The following is a 17,256-nucleotide window of genomic DNA, read 5'->3' as shown; positions in this document are numbered from 1 at the left end:
CAGAAAAGACTTTTCTGGCACACTCGATGGAAGCTTCCCTTCAGGGACGTTGCCCTGGACCTTGCCAACATTTGATCAGATGCATGTGTTGCGTCTGCCCGGTCATTGCCGGGATTACGGGATCATGGCCCGTTCATGTCGGTCAAAGCAAAACGGCAAGCAGATCTTTGCCCGCTTGCCGGTATCCAGAAATCAGTTTCCGTCCGTCAGGCGCGTATAGGTCGACGGACGACGGTCGCGGAAGAATTGCCAGTTATTGCGGATTTCACGCACCATCGACATATCCATGTCATGGACCAGCAATTCGTCCTTGTCGCGCGAAGCCTGGGCTTCGATCTCGCCACGCGGATTGACGAAATAGCTTTGACCGTAAAACTCGCCAATATCCCACGGCTGTTCGCGGCCAACCCGGTTGATCGCCCCGATAAAGCAGCCATTGGCAACCGCCGATGCAGGCTGTTCGAGTTTCCAGATATATTCCGAGACGCCTGCAACCGTGGCCGACGGATTGACGATATATTCCGCACCATTAAGCGCCAGCGCACGCCAGCCTTCCGGGAAGTGGCGGTCATAGCAGATATAAACGCCAAGCTTGCAATACTGGGTCTCAAAGACCGGCCAGTCCGAAGCGCCCGGCTTGAAGAAGAATTTCTCCCAGAAACCGGCGACATGAGGGATATGGGTTTTGCGGTATTTACCAAGATAGGTGCCATCGGCGTCAATCACCGCAGCAGTGTTGTAATACACCCCGGTAATGTCTTCCTCATAGATCGGAACAACGATCACCATTTTGTATTTGGCTGCCAGTTCGCACATCAGTTGTGTGGTCGGACCATCGGGAATTTTTTCCGCGGCCGCGTACCATTTCTTGTCCTGGCTCGGACAGAAATAGGGCTGTGTGAAAACCTCCTGAAAGCACAGGACCTGCACGCCTTTTTTACCCGCCTCTTCAATAAGGGGCAGATGTGCGTCGATCATGGCCTTGCGGATTTCTTCGGGGGTCTGATCAGTTGAACCCTTAAGGCTCATTTGAATCAGGCCGCCTCTCAGCATTGACATCCGAGATACCTCCTTGATCTGATATTTTATGTCCTTGCCACTTTTGTGGTCTGACGGACTTATGTCCTTACGCGCCCCAAAGACCCTTTTGTTTTTATGCGGGTCTGTTCCCAGACGGGACGCGGTCGGAAAAATCGCGAAACAGATGTTTCCTCCGTGGCGTTGCCAGATCAGGTATTTTTTTGTCGATCCGGCAAGCCCCCATCGCCCGTCACCGGGCGATGGGTATCAGTCTTCGATCTTAATCGATCTCTTTAAGCACGTCGCGCAATGTACCAAACAGCTGATCGATATGTGATTTTTCAATGATCAGCGGCGGTGAAAGCGCAATGATATCGCCCGTGGTGCGGATCAGGATGCCTTTCTCAAATGCCTTGAGGAATGCACTGAAGGCACGCTTGGTCGGGAAACCTTCGATCCCTTCAAGTTCGATCGCCCCGATCAGGCCAAGGTTACGGATATCCTTGACGCGCGGCAGATCAATCAGGCTGTGAACCGCATCTTCCCAATACTGGCCAAGTTCCTTGCCCTTTTCATAAAGACCTTCTTCTTCATAGGTCTCAAGGGTCGCAAGGCCAGCCGCACAGGCAACCGGGTTGCCCGAATAGGTATAGCCATGGAACAGCTCGATCATGTTTTCCGGGCCGGTCATGAAGGCATCATGAATCTCGTCGGTCGCAAAGACCGCCCCCATCGGGATCGTCCCGTTGGTCAGGCCCTTTGCAGTCGTGACCAGATCGGGCTGAACACCGAAATAGTCAACCGCGAACGGCGCACCCAGACGGCCAAAGCCGGTGATGACTTCATCAAAGATCAGAAGGATGCCATGCTTGGTGCAAATCTCGCGCAGACGTTCCAGATAGCCTTTCGGCGGGATCAGAACGCCGGTCGAACCGGCAACCGGCTCGACAATCACGGCGGCAATGGTTGACGGATCATGCAGCGCGCAAATGCGCTCAAGATCATCGGCCAGGAACGCGCCATGTTCGGGCATCCCGCGGGTCACACCGTTTTCTTCTGGCAGATAGGTGTGACGCATATGGTCAACACCGCCCAGCATCTGGCCAAAGGTCTTGCGGTTGCCCGAAATACCACCAACCGAAATGCCGCCAAAGTTAACACCGTGATAGCCGCGTTCACGACCGATCAGACGGGTACGCTGACCGTCGCCGCGTGCGCGGTGATAGGCCAGTGCAATCTTAAGGGCGGTTTCAACCGATTCAGAACCGGAGTTGGTATAGAAAACATGGTTGAGATTGCCCGGCATCAACTGTGCCAGACGGCTGGCAAGTTCAAACGCCTTGGGATGGCCCATCTGGAATGCTGGCGCATAATCCAGTTCGTCCATCTGCGCCTTGACGGCTTCGACGATTTTCGGACGCTTGTGACCGGCGTTGCAGCACCAAAGGCCCGCAGTACCGTCAAGGATTTCACGATTATCGTCGGTTTTGTAATACATGCCATCGGCAGAGACCAGCATACGTGGGGTCTGCTTGAACTGGCGATTGGCCGTAAAAGGCATCCAGAACGCTGAAAGATCGTTCGGACGGCTGATTTTCGTGGTGGCTGTCATAAAAGGTCTCCCGTACCTTTTTTATTACTTCCCTGATCCCGGACGGATGGCGGGCACCCGTATTTCCGGCATCTGACATCTTTTATTCCGTTTGCCTGACAAATTTGGCCAAGTGACCAAAATGTCGCACATTCGATTTCCGGAACGGCCTGACAGGCAGGCGCGCAAAAATCGTTAGCATGAGACACGCCCACGCACTAGAGCTTAAACGCTACCGGGAAATTGTTTCGAATATTCGACCGTCAAACACCATTTCAGCGACCCTGTTTTTTATTTATGGCGTCTATTTTCTCTTTATCTTTCATCGGTGCTGTTCGATATTTCGGACAAACCCGACTCTCGACCCTGGTCAAGAACGACGCGCATAAAAAAGTTTCTTTTGCATATTTGTGGTAGAGGTTATTTTAACCTGACCAAACGGTCAAGATAAATGACACAAATCAGAGAGCACGAATGACCTCAGTAAAAAGCGGCTCGAAACAGGACACACGGATAGGCGCCAAACCCGCAGTAAACGGGGCACACAAGGCCGCGATCCGACAGGAAAACGAAGAACAGATTCTTGCCGCCGCAGAACAGGTTTTTGCCGATTACGGCTTCAAGGGGGCGACCACCGCACGTATTGCCGAAATCGCCAATGTGCCCAAGGCCAACGTGCATTACTATTTCAGCACCAAGGAGGCGCTGTATCGCCGGATCATGGAAGATGTCTGTGATCACTGGCTTGAAGCCGCCATGACCTTTGACAACAGTGCCGACCCGGCCGTGATCCTGCGCGGCTATATCGAAGCCAAGATGGATTTGTCGCGTGCCCGCCCCTATGGTTCGCGCCTTTGGGCCCATGAAATCATCCGTGGGGCCAAATTCTCGTCCGATTACATCTCGACCACCGTCAAGAATTGGCTTGATAGCCGTGTTGTGGTGATCAGGGGCTGGATCGACGAAGGCAAGATGGATGACATCGAACCCTATTCGCTGATGTATATGATCTTTGCCACCACCCAGCACTATGCCGACTTTGGCCGCCAGATCGAGATTTTCAACAATGACAAACCGCTTAGCGAAGAACAGTTCGCCGAGGCCAAGGAAAATGTTGTTAAAATCATCCTGAAAGGCGTCGGGCTTAACTGATCATTCGCCAGGAACCACCTCAAAGGGGGTGGACTGGCACCACTTCTGCATAGTTGTGCAAACGTCCGACCGGACAAATCTGTAGACGCAGTATCTGCAACATGATTGCCCGGGACCAAAATGACGCGTCACATATCGTCGACCCGCGTCGCAGGAGCTTGCATCGCAGTCATCCTTGTTGGTGGCCTGATTTCCTTGTTTGACGGCCTTGCGCTTGCGGCGGATGGATCTGAAAAATCCCCCCTGAACGGCACGCTGATGCGGCCTTGCAGTACCATGTCTGTTGGCGGAGCGGACGGGTGGGAACCGATTTCCTATATTGATGCCGATGGCCGGCAGGTCGGGGTTGCGATTGATATCTTGCGTCGCTATAGCGCCCAAACCGGCACGCATCTGTCGCTTCAGCTTGAAATTCCCTGGACCCGCGCCTTGCAGATGCTCGAACAGGGTGAACTTGATGTCATTGCCGGGGCCTATTTCACCACGGAACGCGACCAGATGTTCCACTACAGCACGGCTTTTGCGTCCGATGACATCATGGTCTTTCAACGACATGACAATCTTTTTGATGTCGAAGAACTGCGAGACCTGATCGGCTATACCGGTGCCCGCCCGCAAGGGGGCAGTTATGGCGACAAACTGGATCGCTATGCGCAGGATAATCTTGATATGATTTTCTCGCCGACCGGCAACAAGATTTTCAATATCCTGCTCAATGGTCGCGTCGATTACGTCATGCTGGGCCGCTATGACGGTCTGAGCAACCTGTATCGTGACAAACTGACCGACAAGATCAAAGCCGTTGAACCGCCACTGGTCCGTAACGAGGTCCTTTTCCTGTTTTCCCGCTCAAGCCCCTGTGTGCGCGACATTGCAAATATCAATCTGCTGATCGAGGCCCTTGATGAAGACGGGACACTCGAACTCTGGACACAGAATCACATCATTCTGAATGCCGAAAGCGGCAGCTAGGATGGTCTGACCATCAGCAGCTTGAATAAGGAATGTTTGCCCCTGCCCTCTTTTCCTGCCGTCGATTTCGACTTAAAGTTGTCAAAGTTATATTCAGGAAAACTTTAATTTTGCGGCCCGCACCGCAGGGGAGGATCAATGAAAATCCTGATGGGACCCGTTCTGTCATTCAAGGGATATGACAAGGCCAGCAATCGCTGGAAACTAAGTGCCCTGATCGTCACCGACAGCGATCAGCCCTGCCCGATATTCTTTACGAACGCCCATGCAGCCAATGCGGGTCAGCCGGAAACGATCTGGCAAAACGGTAACCGCTTTGCCCATTGCATCGCCTTTGATACAGCACTTGCCGATGTGCCCGCCACCCTGACCTATAGCATTGAAGACGGTGTCTATTATAACATTGCCCTCCCCGCCAAGGGGGATGCACCCAACATGTCCTATGCATCCTGCAACGGGTTTTCATCGCAAAAGGTCATGAAAGGTGTCGAGGTCAAAAACCGGATGTGGCAGGAAATGGCCAAACGCCATGACAACAAGCCCATCCATCTGATGCTTTTGGGCGGCGATCAGGTCTATGCGGATTCCATCTGGGAAGTCGTCCCATCCATCAAGGAATGGAACAACAAACCCAACGACGCTGCAAACAAGGCAAGCTTTACCAAGATCATGGAAAAGCAGGTCGAGGCATTTTATTTCAACCTTTACACCGAACGCTGGGCACAGCCGGAAGTCCGCGCCATGATGGCCAGCATCCCGTCGATTGCGATCTGGGATGACCATGACATCTTTGATGGCTGGGGCTCCTACCCGCCTGCCCGTCAGGACTGTGCGGTGTTTCAGGGGATCGGTGCCATCGCAACCAAAGCCTTTGGCGTCTTTCAGCAACATATCGCGCCGGGCGTTCAAAAGCCGGACGCCTATCTGGCCCCCGATTACGGGTTTTCGATGGGCCATGTGATTGGCGATACCGCCATTTTGTGCCTTGATATGCGATCCGAACGCAGCCAGCGTCAGGTTCTGTCAAACGATCACTGGAAACAGATTTATGACTGGGTTTCGGGTCTGGCCGACATCAAACATCTGTTTGTGATGTCGAGCATTCCGGTGGTCTATCCCGATTTCAATGTGCTTGAAAGCCTGCTTGGCGTGGTGCCCGGCCAACAGGAACTGGAAGACGATCTTCAGGATCACTGGAGCAGCCGAAGCCACAAGGGCGAACGCACCCGCATGGTTCACCGCCTTTTTGATTTCCAGAAAACCGGCATGCGGATCACCATTCTGTCGGGCGATGTTCATGTCGCAGCCCTTGGTATTCTGCAAAATGACCGCATGGAATATGGCGGCAAAACGCGCGTCATCAATCAGCTGATTTCATCGGCCATCGTCCATCCGGCCCCAAGCAAGATGGTACTGTTTGCCCTTCGCCACCTGCTGGATAACGACAAGGAAATTGATCCGGGCATTCAGTCGCGGATGGCAAACCTGCCGGGGGCGGATGTCAAATTTGTCGGGGCGCGCAACTTCCTGTGTCTTGAACCGGATGATCGCAATGGTCAGAAACGCTATTGGGCGCACTGGATTGCCGAGGGACAGGAAGAACCCTTTACCAAGGTCATTCACCCGGTCCCGGCCTAGTCCCGAAATCCGGACAAGAAGAAGGGCGGGTATAAAACCCGCCCCGCTCTGGGTGGCTGCATGGTCAGCCACGGGAGATCGAAAATCCTGAAATCAGTCTGATTTCTGCATAACGGTTTCGTCAGCCTTGGCCAGAACCGCGTGCAGCAGAACCTGTCCGCCAGCATCCGACCAGTGTTTGTGGACTTCCTCGATTTCGTTGTGCGAAATACCGTCCACACAGGGGATAAAGATCATTGCCGTCGGGCAGACCTGTGCGAGATAGCAGGCATCATGCCCGGCACCCGACACGATTTCACGGGCCGAGAACCCGCCAAGTTCCGCACCCTTGCGTACCGCATCAACACAGGATGCATCGAACGGCACCGGGGCGTAATAGAAAATCTGTTCAAGCTCGGTCTGAAGGCCGATCTCGGCTGCGATTTTCTCCACCCCTTCGCGAAGGGCCTTGTCCATATCGGCCAGCACCGCATCATCGGGATGACGGAAATCAACGGTGAAGAAGACTTCACCCGGGATGACGTTGCGTGAATTCGGATGGATTTGCATCATGCCCACCGTGGCACAGGCAAGCGGGGATCGATCCAGACCGATCTTGTTGACCAGATCAATCACGCGCGCCGCACCAAGCAACGCATCCTTGCGCGTTTTCATCGGGGTCGGACCGGCATGGGCTTCGACACCGGTGAATTTGATTTCGTACCAGCGCTGCCCCTGTGCATCGGTGACGATACCGATATCCTTGCCTTCGTCTTCAAGGATCGGGCCCTGTTCGATATGGGCTTCGAAATAGGCCCCCATCGGATGGGCATCAATGGTCGGCTCGTCCGGGCCCATATAGCCGATCCGCGTCAGTTCCTCGCCCATGGTCTTGCCGTCAACATCGGCCCGTGAATGACCGTATTCAAGGTCAAACACCTTGGCAAAAACGCCTGATGCCACCATTGCCGGTGCAAAACGTGAGCCTTCCTCATTTGTCCAGCACACAACTTCCAGCGGGGCTTCGGTTTCGTATTTGGCTTCATTGAGCGCACGGATGACTTCAAGCCCCGAGAGCACACCATAAACGCCGTCATATTTACCGCCGGTCGGCTGACTATCAAGGTGACTGCCCATCACGACCGGTGGCAGGTCGGGGTTGCGGCCTTCACGACGGGCAAAGATATTGCCCATCTTGTCGATGCGGATCGAGCATCCCTCGGCCTCGCACCATTTGATAAACAGATCGCGGCTTTCGCGGTCAAGATCGGTCAGCGCCAGACGGCATACGCCGTCCTTTGCAGTTTTGCCGATTTTGGCCATTTCCATCAGGCTGTCCCAAAGGCGGTCACCGTCAATTGACAGATTTCGAACACTGGGTTGAAGAGTCATTATTCAATCCTTTTAGGTTGGTGGCGCTGATGGATTATTCCGCAGCCATACGCATCGGGTTCAATGGATGTTCCGGCCAGGTCATTGGCGGCTTGTCGGTTTTGACCGGTTCCATCGTGATGCAATCGGGCACCGGACAGATGTGATAGCAAAGGTTACAGCCAACGCATTCCTCGTCGACAACCTCGAACAGACGGCCGCCTTCAGGCTTGTTGGTCATGGTGATTGCCTGATGTGAGGTATCCTCACATGCGATATGGCAACGGCCGCACTCGATGCAGTTATCCGGGTTGATCACGGCCTTGGTGTCAAAGTTCATGTTCAGCTCGTTCCAGTCCGCAACCTGCGGAACGGCGGCACGGGTGAACTGTTCGACACTGGTGTAGCCCTTGTCATCCATCCACTGGCTCATGCCGTCGATCAGATCATCGACCACACGGAAGCCATAGATCATCGCAGCGGTACAAACCTGAACCGCGTTAGACCCCAGCGCCATGAATTCGACCGCATCTTTCCAGGTGGTGATGCCACCGATACCGGAAATGTGAAGGTTCTTCGTTTCCGGGCTGCGCGCGATTTCAGCAACCATGTTCAGTGCAATCGGCTTGACTGCCGATCCGCAATAACCGCCATGCGTACCTTTGCCATCGACCATCGGTTCGGGCACCATCTGATCGATATCGACCGAAATGATCGAGTTAACGGTGTTAATCAGTGATACCGCATCCGCCCCGCCCTTATAGGCAGCCTCGGCCGACCACAGGATATTGGTGATGTTTGGCGTCAGTTTGGTAAAGACTGGAATATCAACGCTTTCCTTGACCCAGCGGGTGACCTGCTCAACCATTTCAGGCACCTGACCAATGGCCGAGCCCATACCGCGTTCGCACATGCCATGCGGGCAACCAAGGTTAAGTTCGATCCCGTGCACACCGCTTTCGGCGATCTGCTGGGCAAGGTCCTTCCAGGCGCGCTCCTCGATCGGGGCCATCATCGATCCGATAATGACATGATCGGGATATTCCGCACGGCATTCGCGGATTTCCTGAAGGTTGACGGCAAGCGGCCGGTCGGAAATCAGTTCGATATTGTTGATGCCAAGCAGACGGCGGTTCTGGTCATGATGGGCACCATAACGCGACGATACGTTGATCACGGGCGGATCAATGCCCAGCGTCTTCCAGACAACCCCGCCCCATCCTGCTTCAAAGGCGCGAACGACGTTGTATTTCTTATCGGTCGGCGGTGCAGAGGCCAGCCAGAACGGGTTAAGCGAATCAATTCCGGCGATTTTGCAGCTTAGATCAGCCATTTTTCTCTCTCCCTTTGGCTACGGTTCAAGCGGATTTCAGGAATGCATCGATGGCGATGGCGGCCTGTTTGCCGTCCTCGACCGACTGAACAGTCAGGTCTTCGCCACTTTTGATGCAGTCCCCACCGGCGAACACGCCCGGGGCTGTTGTCTGATAGTTTTCATCGACCACGATTTTGCCACCGGCGATCTCCATTCCGGCAAGGTCATCGGTTTTGATTTTCTGTCCGATGGCTTTCAAAATCTGGTCGGCACGCACTTCAAAGGTCTCGCCGGTTCCAACCAGCTTGCCGCTGGCATCCAGTTCGGTTTTCTCGAACTCCATGCCCTGAAGCTTGCCATTGGCCTTGATCGCAACGGGCTTGGCCCAATAGCGAACGACAACACCGTTGGTTTTCGCAAGATCCTGTTCGAACTCGGTCGCCGACATGTTTTCGGCACCGCGACGGTAAACAAGGGTGACTTCATCGGCACCAAGGCGTTTGGCCTGAACTGCGGCATCGATTGCGGTGTTACCGCCGCCAATGACAATCACATTATTGCCAACCGGCATGTCGGATTTCGGTTCGGTCTGACGGAGCTTCTCGATAAAGCTGATCGCGTCATCAACGCCCGGGAAATCTTCGCCCGTAAGTCCAAGATTGTTGGTCGATCCAAGACCGACACCGACAAATACCGCGTCATAGGAATCCTTAAGGGCAGCAAGGCTGATATCCTTGCCAAGCGCCTTGCCGTATTCGATGCGAATGCCGCCGATGCCAAGCAGGAATTCAACTTCGCGCTGGGCGAAATCATTGGTCATCTTATAGGCGGCCAGACCATATTCGTTCAGACCGCCCGGCTTTGCCTTGGCTTCGAATACGGTCACATTGTGACCCAGCATAGCGGCACGGTGCGCACATGAAAGCCCCGCCGGACCGGCCCCGATCACGGCAATATTCTTGCCGGTTTCCGGCGCACGCTTGAACGGATGGGGCAGATCGCGCGCCATCAGATGATCAACGGCAAAGCGTTGCAGGCTTCCGATTTCAACGGCGGTATCTTCGGCGACATTGCGCACACAGGCCTGTTCGCACAGAACTTCGGTCGGGCAGGCACGGGCACAGGTGCCGCCCATGATATTGGCCGACAAAATGGTCTTTGCCGCCCCATCCGGGTTGCCGGTGCTGATCTTGCGGATGAAGGTCGGAATGTCGATTGATGTCGGGCATGCGGTGACACAAGGGGCGTCATAGCAATAGAGGCAACGATTGCTTTCTGCCATTGCCTGAAGGGTGGAATATGCCGGATGCAGATCGGAAAAACCGTCATCTGCTGCATTGTGCCCGGCCCCACCATGGATGGCACCGGATTTGGAAACTTGCTTGGCCTGCAAGGTGGTCATTGGTTTTGTCTCCCTGCCAAAAAGGCGTCCTCTCCTGATGTCATCGAGAGACAAAACAAGAATGCAAAAACAGTCTGACCAGCGCGGGCACTGCGATCCCGCATACGGGATCAGGATAGATTTATGGCGTGCGCGGACGGGCGAGCCCGACCAACTCTGGGTCTTCCTGTTCTGACATTCTTGGCGTATCCGTCCGGACAATGCCGGACTTTTCCCAGTATCTAATCTGTCGTGTGATTATAGTTTCGGGGTTATCCCCGGTTGATTACACGTACAGATGCCTCTCTCTGACAGATACAGCATGTCCAATCCTGATCATTTGGTCAAGATTAAAAATCCGAATTCTTGTCAGGCTCTGAATATGGCTGAATTCCCCTTGAAACTCACCTCTGAAACGGCCCGGTCCGCATTGTGTTTCAGACTACGTGACATCTGGTAGAGCCCTGATTTGGCGATACTTTACGCTGGCTTTAATTAGATAAACTAAAGTAACGTTGCGCGAATAACCCATTTCGGAACGCCTGTAATGACATCAAAAGAAACCGCAACGGACATCCTTCCCGATCGTCAACCTTCGGTCCGGGCCGTTGCAATGCCTTCTGATACCAATCCGAGCGGCGATATCTTTGGCGGCTGGCTGATGTCGCAAATGGACCTTGCCGCGGGCACCGCAGCCGCACGCCGGGCCAAGGGCAGAACCGCCACGGTCTTTGTCGATACCATGTCGTTCCTGCGCCCGGTGCATGTCGGCGATGAAGTTTCGTTCTTTACCGAAATCATCCATACCGGGCGCACATCGCTTCGCATCAATGTCGAAGCCTGGCGTCAGACACGCTTTGCCGAAACGTCTGATAAAGTGACCGAAGGCGTCTTTACCTTCGTCGCCCTTGACGATGAAGGCCGTCCGCGCCCGATTGATCCCGATCCGCAGGATCCGGTTTCCAAAGCCTGATTGAGCGTCGGTCTGGCTGCAATCCCCCCCCAGTCGGCATACGATAATCCGCAGCCCTGCGCACCGGGCATGGCGGGTACGCAGGGCTGCGACCTATGCAAACGGGCTTGAATATGCGATTTTGGTCGGAAATCTGGTCGCGCCATGTTATGAAGCGCGCCAAGTCCCATATGAAACGGGACAGAGAGATTTCCCGCATACCGACGAAAAGACCCAAGTGATGAGTAATCAATCGCGCCGTTCCGAATTGCTGATGCCGGCAGGTTCGCTCGAAAAACTGAAAGTGGCTGTGCTTTATGGTGCAGACGCCGTTTACATGGGCACGCCCGACCTGTCCTTGCGTGTCAAAAGCCAGTTGTCGCTTGAAGACGTGGTCGAAGGCATCGACTTTGCCCATAGCCACGGTGTGCGCGTTTATCTGACGCTGAACCTGTTTTCGCATAACAAGGATATCGACAAGCTTCCGGAATATGTCGATACCGTGCGCAAGGTCCGTCCGGATGGTCTGATCGTTGCTGATCCCGGTGTTTTCATGTTTGTGCGTGAACATGCGCCGGAACTTGATTTGCATGTGTCGACACAGGCCAATGTCTGTTCCTGGCAGTCGGTGAAATTCTGGCAAAGCATCGGGGCAAAGCTTGTGGTGCTCGGCCGCGAGGTTTCCTATGCCGAGCTGACCGAAATCCGCGAAAAATGCCAGGACATCAAGATCGAGGCCTTTGTGCATGGTTCGATGTGCATGACCTATTCAGGTCGTTGCCTTTTGTCGAACTTCATGGCCGAACGTGGCGCCAATCAGGGGGCCTGTGCGAACTCGTGCCGCTGGAAATACAAAGTCCATATGAAGCTCAAGGACGGCACGGTCAAGGAACTGAACCTGACCGAAGAAAACCTTGAGATGTTTGACTTCTTCCTTGAAGAAGACATGCGTCCGGGCGAGCTGATGGAAATTCAGGAAGACGAGCGCGGCTCCTATATCCTGAACTCGCGTGATCTTTGCATCATGCCGAAGCTTGAAGATTACCTGAAAATCGGCGTCGACAGCCTCAAGGTCGAAGGCCGCGGCAAAAGTCCCTATTACGCCGGCCTCGTTGCCCGTGCCTATCGCATGGCGATTGATGACTGGTACAAGGATCCGGAAAACTGGTCAGCTGACGAATATATGAAGGAACTGTCGACCATTCCGAACCGGGGTTACACCCTTGCCTTCCATGATGGCCGTCTGACCAACTATGCGCATGGCTATGACAGCAACACCAATGTGTCGGATTGGGAATTTGCCGGAATGATCGAGGAAGTCGAAGACGACGCCTTTATCATGTCGGTCAAAAACCGCATGCTGCCCGGTGACGTGATTGAAATCGTCCCGCCGCGCTCGCGTCAGACCATTTTCATCCGCATGTATGAATTCATCGACGCCAAAACCGGCAAGGTCGGCGAAGCTGTCCACGCCAACACCCATCCGCGCATCCGCCTTCCGTTCTCGCTGTTTGAACAGGAAGACCCGGAATTCCTGCGTCGCGAAGTGCTTCCGATGACCATCGTACGCAAGGAAAAAGCCCTTTCGGAAGACGAATGGCAGCGCCTGAAACTTGATCAGGAAGGCCACAAGATCGAGATGGGCAAAGGCAATGAAGACCGCTATGACGCCAAACGCGATGCGCTTCAGACCGCCCTTGATGATCGTCAGAAAGAACGTTCTTTCCGTACACCGCGCGTGGGCACCAAAGGCTGTTGTGGCCGTGGCTGTAACGGTTGCCTGATCTTCTGGCACGATGACACCTATGCCAAGGCACGCGAAATCCTTGCCAAACGCAAACAGGGCGAGATGCTTGAAAAAGACGGCAAGACGATTGCTGCGGAATAAGCATTCTTCAGATTGCTGATCACACAAAGCCGCCGGACAATCCCGGCGGTTTTTTGTTTGGCCCACCAAATCCAAAGTCGGCAGTCCCCGGATCACTTCAGCCCGGATCAGTGATAGGATTTCTTGATCGGCGGGCCATTCAGGATGAATTCGCCAATCGCGGTTTCATGCTCGATGCCAAGACCTGTGGCAAGCGCAAACAGCGCGCTATCGCCGCTTCCGGTGGCACAGGGCGACAACCCCATTTCAGTTGCCACCAGATAGAAGGCTTCCATCATCACCCCTGCATTAAGCAGCGAAAGCCGATAACAGAGATTCTGGTATTTCCAGCCAAGGCGCGGCATCCGGCTTGCCATCACGATCAGACTATCGGGTAACTTGGAACCAAGACCCGTAGCACCGCTTGCCACACCAAGGATGGCTTTGCGCACCTGTTCACGAGCAGGCAAGGCATAAAGTGCATGTTCCGCCCCCTGATAATGATAGATGCCCGGTTTCAAACCATCGCAGCGATTGATGACCAGATAGATTTCGATCTCGTGGATCGCGCCACCGGCAGGAACCGGACGTTCCAGCAAATCCTGCGACGTGCCATGCTTGATATGTTTGCGGGTAGAAACAGACCGCCATAAAAAGCCGCCCAGATCATCAAGCCTCAGCGGGCGAGCGCCCGGTTCGCGGATGGATTTGCGCGCATCCATCACATCATAAAGCGACAGCGGCTTATGCTTGGCATCGGCTGAATTGTCATCCGGGCGCGGCAATGCGATCTTGTGGGCAGACATTGGCGCCTTGATCGCGGGCAGGGATGGCACCTTGTCCTTGAACCGATAGGTCCCGCCAATCATTCTCTGATCCAGAAAACTGCGGGATCGGGAATGGAACAGCCGTTCATGAAATTCCCAGCTTTGACGATCAAAACTGTCATGAGACGGGCTTTGCAAAAAGCCGAACCGCCACAGAAAATGCCAGAAACCGGGATAGACCAGTTTGCCTTCATCGCCTGAATTCATGCTATTGCCATGCTTCGGATCGCCAAAGATGTGGGCCAGCAACCCGTCACCCTGCGGACCAAGCACCAACCGCACACCGATCTCACAGTTTTCAAGAACTGTCTTGCCGCCTTCGCGCTGAACAAAGGCAAAGCGCGAAATCTCTGCATCCTCGGGCGCCGCCCCGATTTCAAGCGGCGTATAATAAAGCCGCGACCCTGACTCAATATGACACAGCGGCGCACCAGAAGATTTATCTGGCCAATACCACCACTGCAACGCCTGAACCTTGGCCAGCTCATGTAGCAATTGATCGGCCTTTTTCCAAACCTGTTCCTCGTTCAGTTCGGGGCAGATATCGCCAATCTGTTCACAGAGCGTTGCAACCGGCACCCCATTGTCGACACCCCAGGATGCGACCAGATCGACAAACCGCGGGTCTGACCAACCGGTTGGATGATCATAAAGCGTCGGTTCATCGCCAAAGGCCGTTTTCAACACCATGCGCCCACCGGTCTCATCGAATGAGACCGCCCGAACATGGGGACCAAGCCCGATACCAAGATAGGGGTCAGAAGATGCAAAAAAAGCAGATCCAGTCGATGCATTCGCAGTCATGACGCCTCACAGGAAAAAGGCCAAGGGGTGCAGATCGTCATAGCTATGGGGGTGATCAAGTGCGCCCATCTTGACCGGCGCATCAAACAGCCGTCCCGGCGCACGGCGGTTCCAGAAATGACGCAGACCCGGCACCACAACACGAACACAGGAAAGCGGCAGGTCCGGGCGGCTGTAATCGACAACAATGGTATCGAGCCCTTCTTCTGCCATCCGATCGACACAAAACCGGACTGCCTGATCAATCGTATCAAACCCGGCGCTTGGAAGATCATCGACCGACTTTTCCGCACCGGTCCCGGCAATATAGGGATGGTCGGCGAGATTGGCGGTTGCCAGCCATTCCATCATAGCATCTTCGATCCCGCCCTTGGTCTGGATCGTTGAGGGCTCGATATCATCATGCATCAAAATCTGGTTGAGTTCGGTCAGGGCACGCAAAGCGGCAATCCGCCCGTCAAGATGTGATCCGAAACCAAGCAATATCCGGCTGCCATCCTGTTTGGCTGATGCAGCAATCATCACCGGAATCCCAAGATCGGTGGTCAGATCAATCACCCAGAACGTTCGTCCCAGTGACTGGTAATGGGCCTGCATATTGGCAATAAACGCATCATCAAGCCCGTCAAGCGATACGCGCCTTGGCACAAGGCGGTTATACCACCAGATCGAAATCGCATCGCGTTCAACCAGTTCAAGCACCCCCTGCAGGATTGCTTCTTCGATGCTGCCACCTGTCGCACAGCCATTTGAATCCGCCATACAGAAATCATGATCACCGGGCGCATTACCCCGATATTCGTAATAACAGAACCGGGTCGGCACCCAGCGCGGCGCGTGATCCCGCAGCGACCAGGCCGGGGTCCAGTCAATCACCGCTGTCTCGTCAAACGGTTCGGGAATGCGGGCCATCGTGGTGGCATTCCGGTTCAGGCTTTCGCGGTTCTGATATTGCTGCGCGGCATAGTCCAGAAACGAAGCTGGATGCGGGGCATGTTCGCGAATTTCCCGCCAGCTTGCCTGATGGCGGGGTTCAGAGCCCGACCATTGCGCACTATAGCGTTCAACAGCCTCGGCCAGACAGCTGATCTTGGCCTGACTGTCACTTAACCCCTTGCCTGCGGCCCCGCCCGGACGCCCAAGCGATCGGTTCTGACGTGGATCAATCGACATCCGGCGTCCCTGCGAGGCGGAATAAACATGCAGCCCCTCCGCCAGATCAGCCTTGTGCAGATGGCCAACAATCCCGGTCAGGGGGCTGACAATCGGTTCCAGTCTGGCCAGTGCCTGTTCCGGGGTCAGCGCCCGCCAACCGCCATCCGCCCCATCCTGATTTTTGATCCGTGACAGGGTGATTGGTCGATGCATCTGATCGGGTGTTTGCGGTGTTGACTGCAGAGCATGTTCGGGACAATCGGCAAATAACGGCACGCCATGCTGCTCATTCACCCCATCGCTTAACGACCAGACCTGCAACTTCGTGCGAAGATCATCGCACAGGCCAAAACTCAGACGCACCGTTTCAAGCGCCGCCCGACCAAATGCAACCGCCAGACTGGCCTTGGTAAAGGCCCGTGCCGGACGGGCACCTTCTGGTGATGCCGGGGCCACTGTATCGCCCTGACGATGTTCGGCCAGTCGCCTTGCCAGACAGAAATAACAATTGCCCGCACCGCTATCAGCCCCAATGACGGGCCCAAACCATGCATTTAATCCACCTGGCTTGAACGGCACCCATGCCATTTCGCTTTTGGCCGCCATGCGGGCGAAATCCGAAAGTGCCGGTTGCAGATAATCTTCGGTCAGAACAATGGTCAGATTGGCATTTTTAAAATCGGTAATGCTGAAACCTTGCGCCATAAGCATCGCGGCAAGTTCGGACGCCTGCACCGACCCGGCAGCCCCATCGCGACCCAGCCCGACAACGCCAAGCTTGACCGACTGGGCAAAGCTTTCACATTCATCAGGTTGCAAGACATTGGCGCTCCAATATGCAGATCGGGCATGATCCGCCCATGGATCAATCGCAACGACATAGCCCCGCTTACGCATATGCGCGATCATCTCGGATATATCCGCAGGCGGAATGCGATCACCGAGCCGGGCGATAATCTCCTGCTCGCGCAGACGTCCATCAAGATAGGGGAACAAAATCCCGTATCTTTCGCCATTCAGGCGAAAACTTTGGGTTTCCGACAATAGCAAGTAGGTGTGATTGCCAATTGTGTGCAGGGTGAAATGTGGGGCAATCGCAAGGTATTTCTGATCTTCCGCCATTGCCATTCTTCCCCCGCAAGTGTTGTTATAACCGTCCAGATCTCAGATCAGGTTGCCCTGCCTTGCATCTTTTACGCAAGAGCAAAAACAACTAAATATCAATGCACAAT

Annotated in this window: 12 protein-coding genes; 5 read left to right on the top strand and 7 right to left on the bottom strand. The window is 54.5% G+C overall.

What is annotated here, in order from left to right:
- Positions 1-192: 192 nt before the first annotated feature.
- Together TH30_RS17920 and aptA are read right to left on the bottom strand one after the other, a co-directional pair.
- Positions 193-1,059 carry a nitrilase-related carbon-nitrogen hydrolase gene (locus tag TH30_RS17920; RefSeq protein ID WP_114099470.1) on the bottom strand — a complete coding sequence of 289 codons (867 nt, stop codon included), beginning with the start codon at positions 1,057-1,059 and terminating at the stop codon, positions 193-195.
- A 241-nt stretch (positions 1,060-1,300) separates the two neighbouring features.
- Complete coding sequence (aptA, locus tag TH30_RS17915) at positions 1,301-2,632, bottom strand: omega-aminotransferase AptA (protein ID WP_114099469.1); 1,332 nt, start codon at positions 2,630-2,632, stop codon at positions 1,301-1,303.
- Between the two features lie 453 nt (positions 2,633-3,085).
- Between aptA and TH30_RS17910 the strand changes: the two genes are divergently transcribed.
- The 3 genes from TH30_RS17910 (at position 3,086) to TH30_RS17900 (ending at position 6,373) form a co-directional block, all read left to right on the top strand.
- On the top strand, positions 3,086-3,763 hold the full coding sequence (locus TH30_RS17910) for a TetR/AcrR family transcriptional regulator (RefSeq protein WP_258548781.1): 678 nt from the start codon (positions 3,086-3,088) through the stop codon (positions 3,761-3,763).
- A 120-nt stretch (positions 3,764-3,883) separates the two neighbouring features.
- On the top strand, positions 3,884-4,735 hold the full coding sequence (locus TH30_RS17905) for a substrate-binding periplasmic protein (RefSeq protein ID WP_258548780.1): 852 nt from the start codon (positions 3,884-3,886) through the stop codon (positions 4,733-4,735).
- Positions 4,736-4,873: 138 nt separating this feature from the next.
- Positions 4,874-6,373 (top strand): alkaline phosphatase D family protein, encoded by a 1,500-nt coding sequence (locus TH30_RS17900; protein WP_114099468.1) that lies wholly within the window; start codon positions 4,874-4,876, stop codon positions 6,371-6,373.
- Between the two features lie 93 nt (positions 6,374-6,466).
- Here the strand turns inward: TH30_RS17900 and TH30_RS17895 are convergent, their stop codons facing one another.
- The 3 genes from TH30_RS17895 to TH30_RS17885 are packed head-to-tail and all read right to left on the bottom strand — an operon-like array spanning position 6,467 to position 10,440.
- Positions 6,467-7,744 (bottom strand): Zn-dependent hydrolase, encoded by a 1,278-nt coding sequence (locus tag TH30_RS17895; RefSeq protein ID WP_114099467.1) that lies wholly within the window; start codon positions 7,742-7,744, stop codon positions 6,467-6,469.
- Between the two features lie 34 nt (positions 7,745-7,778).
- A complete protein-coding gene (gene preA, locus TH30_RS17890; RefSeq protein ID WP_114099466.1) occupies positions 7,779-9,056 on the bottom strand; it encodes an NAD-dependent dihydropyrimidine dehydrogenase subunit PreA in 1,278 nt (425 codons plus the stop codon).
- 25 nt (positions 9,057-9,081) lie between these two features.
- Positions 9,082-10,440, bottom strand: coding sequence for an NAD(P)-dependent oxidoreductase (locus TH30_RS17885; protein ID WP_114099465.1), 1,359 nt, complete (start codon positions 10,438-10,440; stop codon positions 9,082-9,084).
- A gap of 526 nt (positions 10,441-10,966) precedes the next feature.
- On the opposite strand from TH30_RS17885, the gene TH30_RS17880 reads away from it, so the two are divergent.
- Together TH30_RS17880 and TH30_RS17875 are read left to right on the top strand one after the other, a co-directional pair.
- Entirely contained in the window at positions 10,967-11,392 is a 426-nt protein-coding gene (locus TH30_RS17880) for an acyl-CoA thioesterase (protein ID WP_114099464.1), read from the top strand.
- Positions 11,393-11,612: 220 nt separating this feature from the next.
- Positions 11,613-13,259: a U32 family peptidase gene (locus tag TH30_RS17875; RefSeq protein WP_114099463.1), complete on the top strand. Its 1,647-nt coding sequence runs from the start codon at positions 11,613-11,615 to the stop codon at positions 13,257-13,259.
- A gap of 107 nt (positions 13,260-13,366) precedes the next feature.
- Here TH30_RS17875 and TH30_RS17870 read toward each other — a convergent pair whose 3' ends face one another.
- Positions 13,367-14,869: a SagB family peptide dehydrogenase gene (locus TH30_RS17870; protein WP_114099462.1), complete on the bottom strand. Its 1,503-nt coding sequence runs from the start codon at positions 14,867-14,869 to the stop codon at positions 13,367-13,369.
- 6 nt (positions 14,870-14,875) lie between these two features.
- Entirely contained in the window at positions 14,876-17,146 is a 2,271-nt protein-coding gene (locus tag TH30_RS17865; RefSeq protein WP_181850386.1) for a TOMM precursor leader peptide-binding protein, read from the bottom strand.
- Between the last annotated feature and the right edge of the window lie 110 nt (positions 17,147-17,256).

Origin of the sequence: Thalassospira profundimaris (assembly GCF_003326795.1) — a bacterium.
Lineage (GTDB): Bacteria > Pseudomonadota > Alphaproteobacteria > Rhodospirillales > Thalassospiraceae > Thalassospira > Thalassospira profundimaris_C.
Note: the sequence above shows the minus strand (reverse complement) of the source record. Positions and strands in the feature narration are given on the sequence as shown.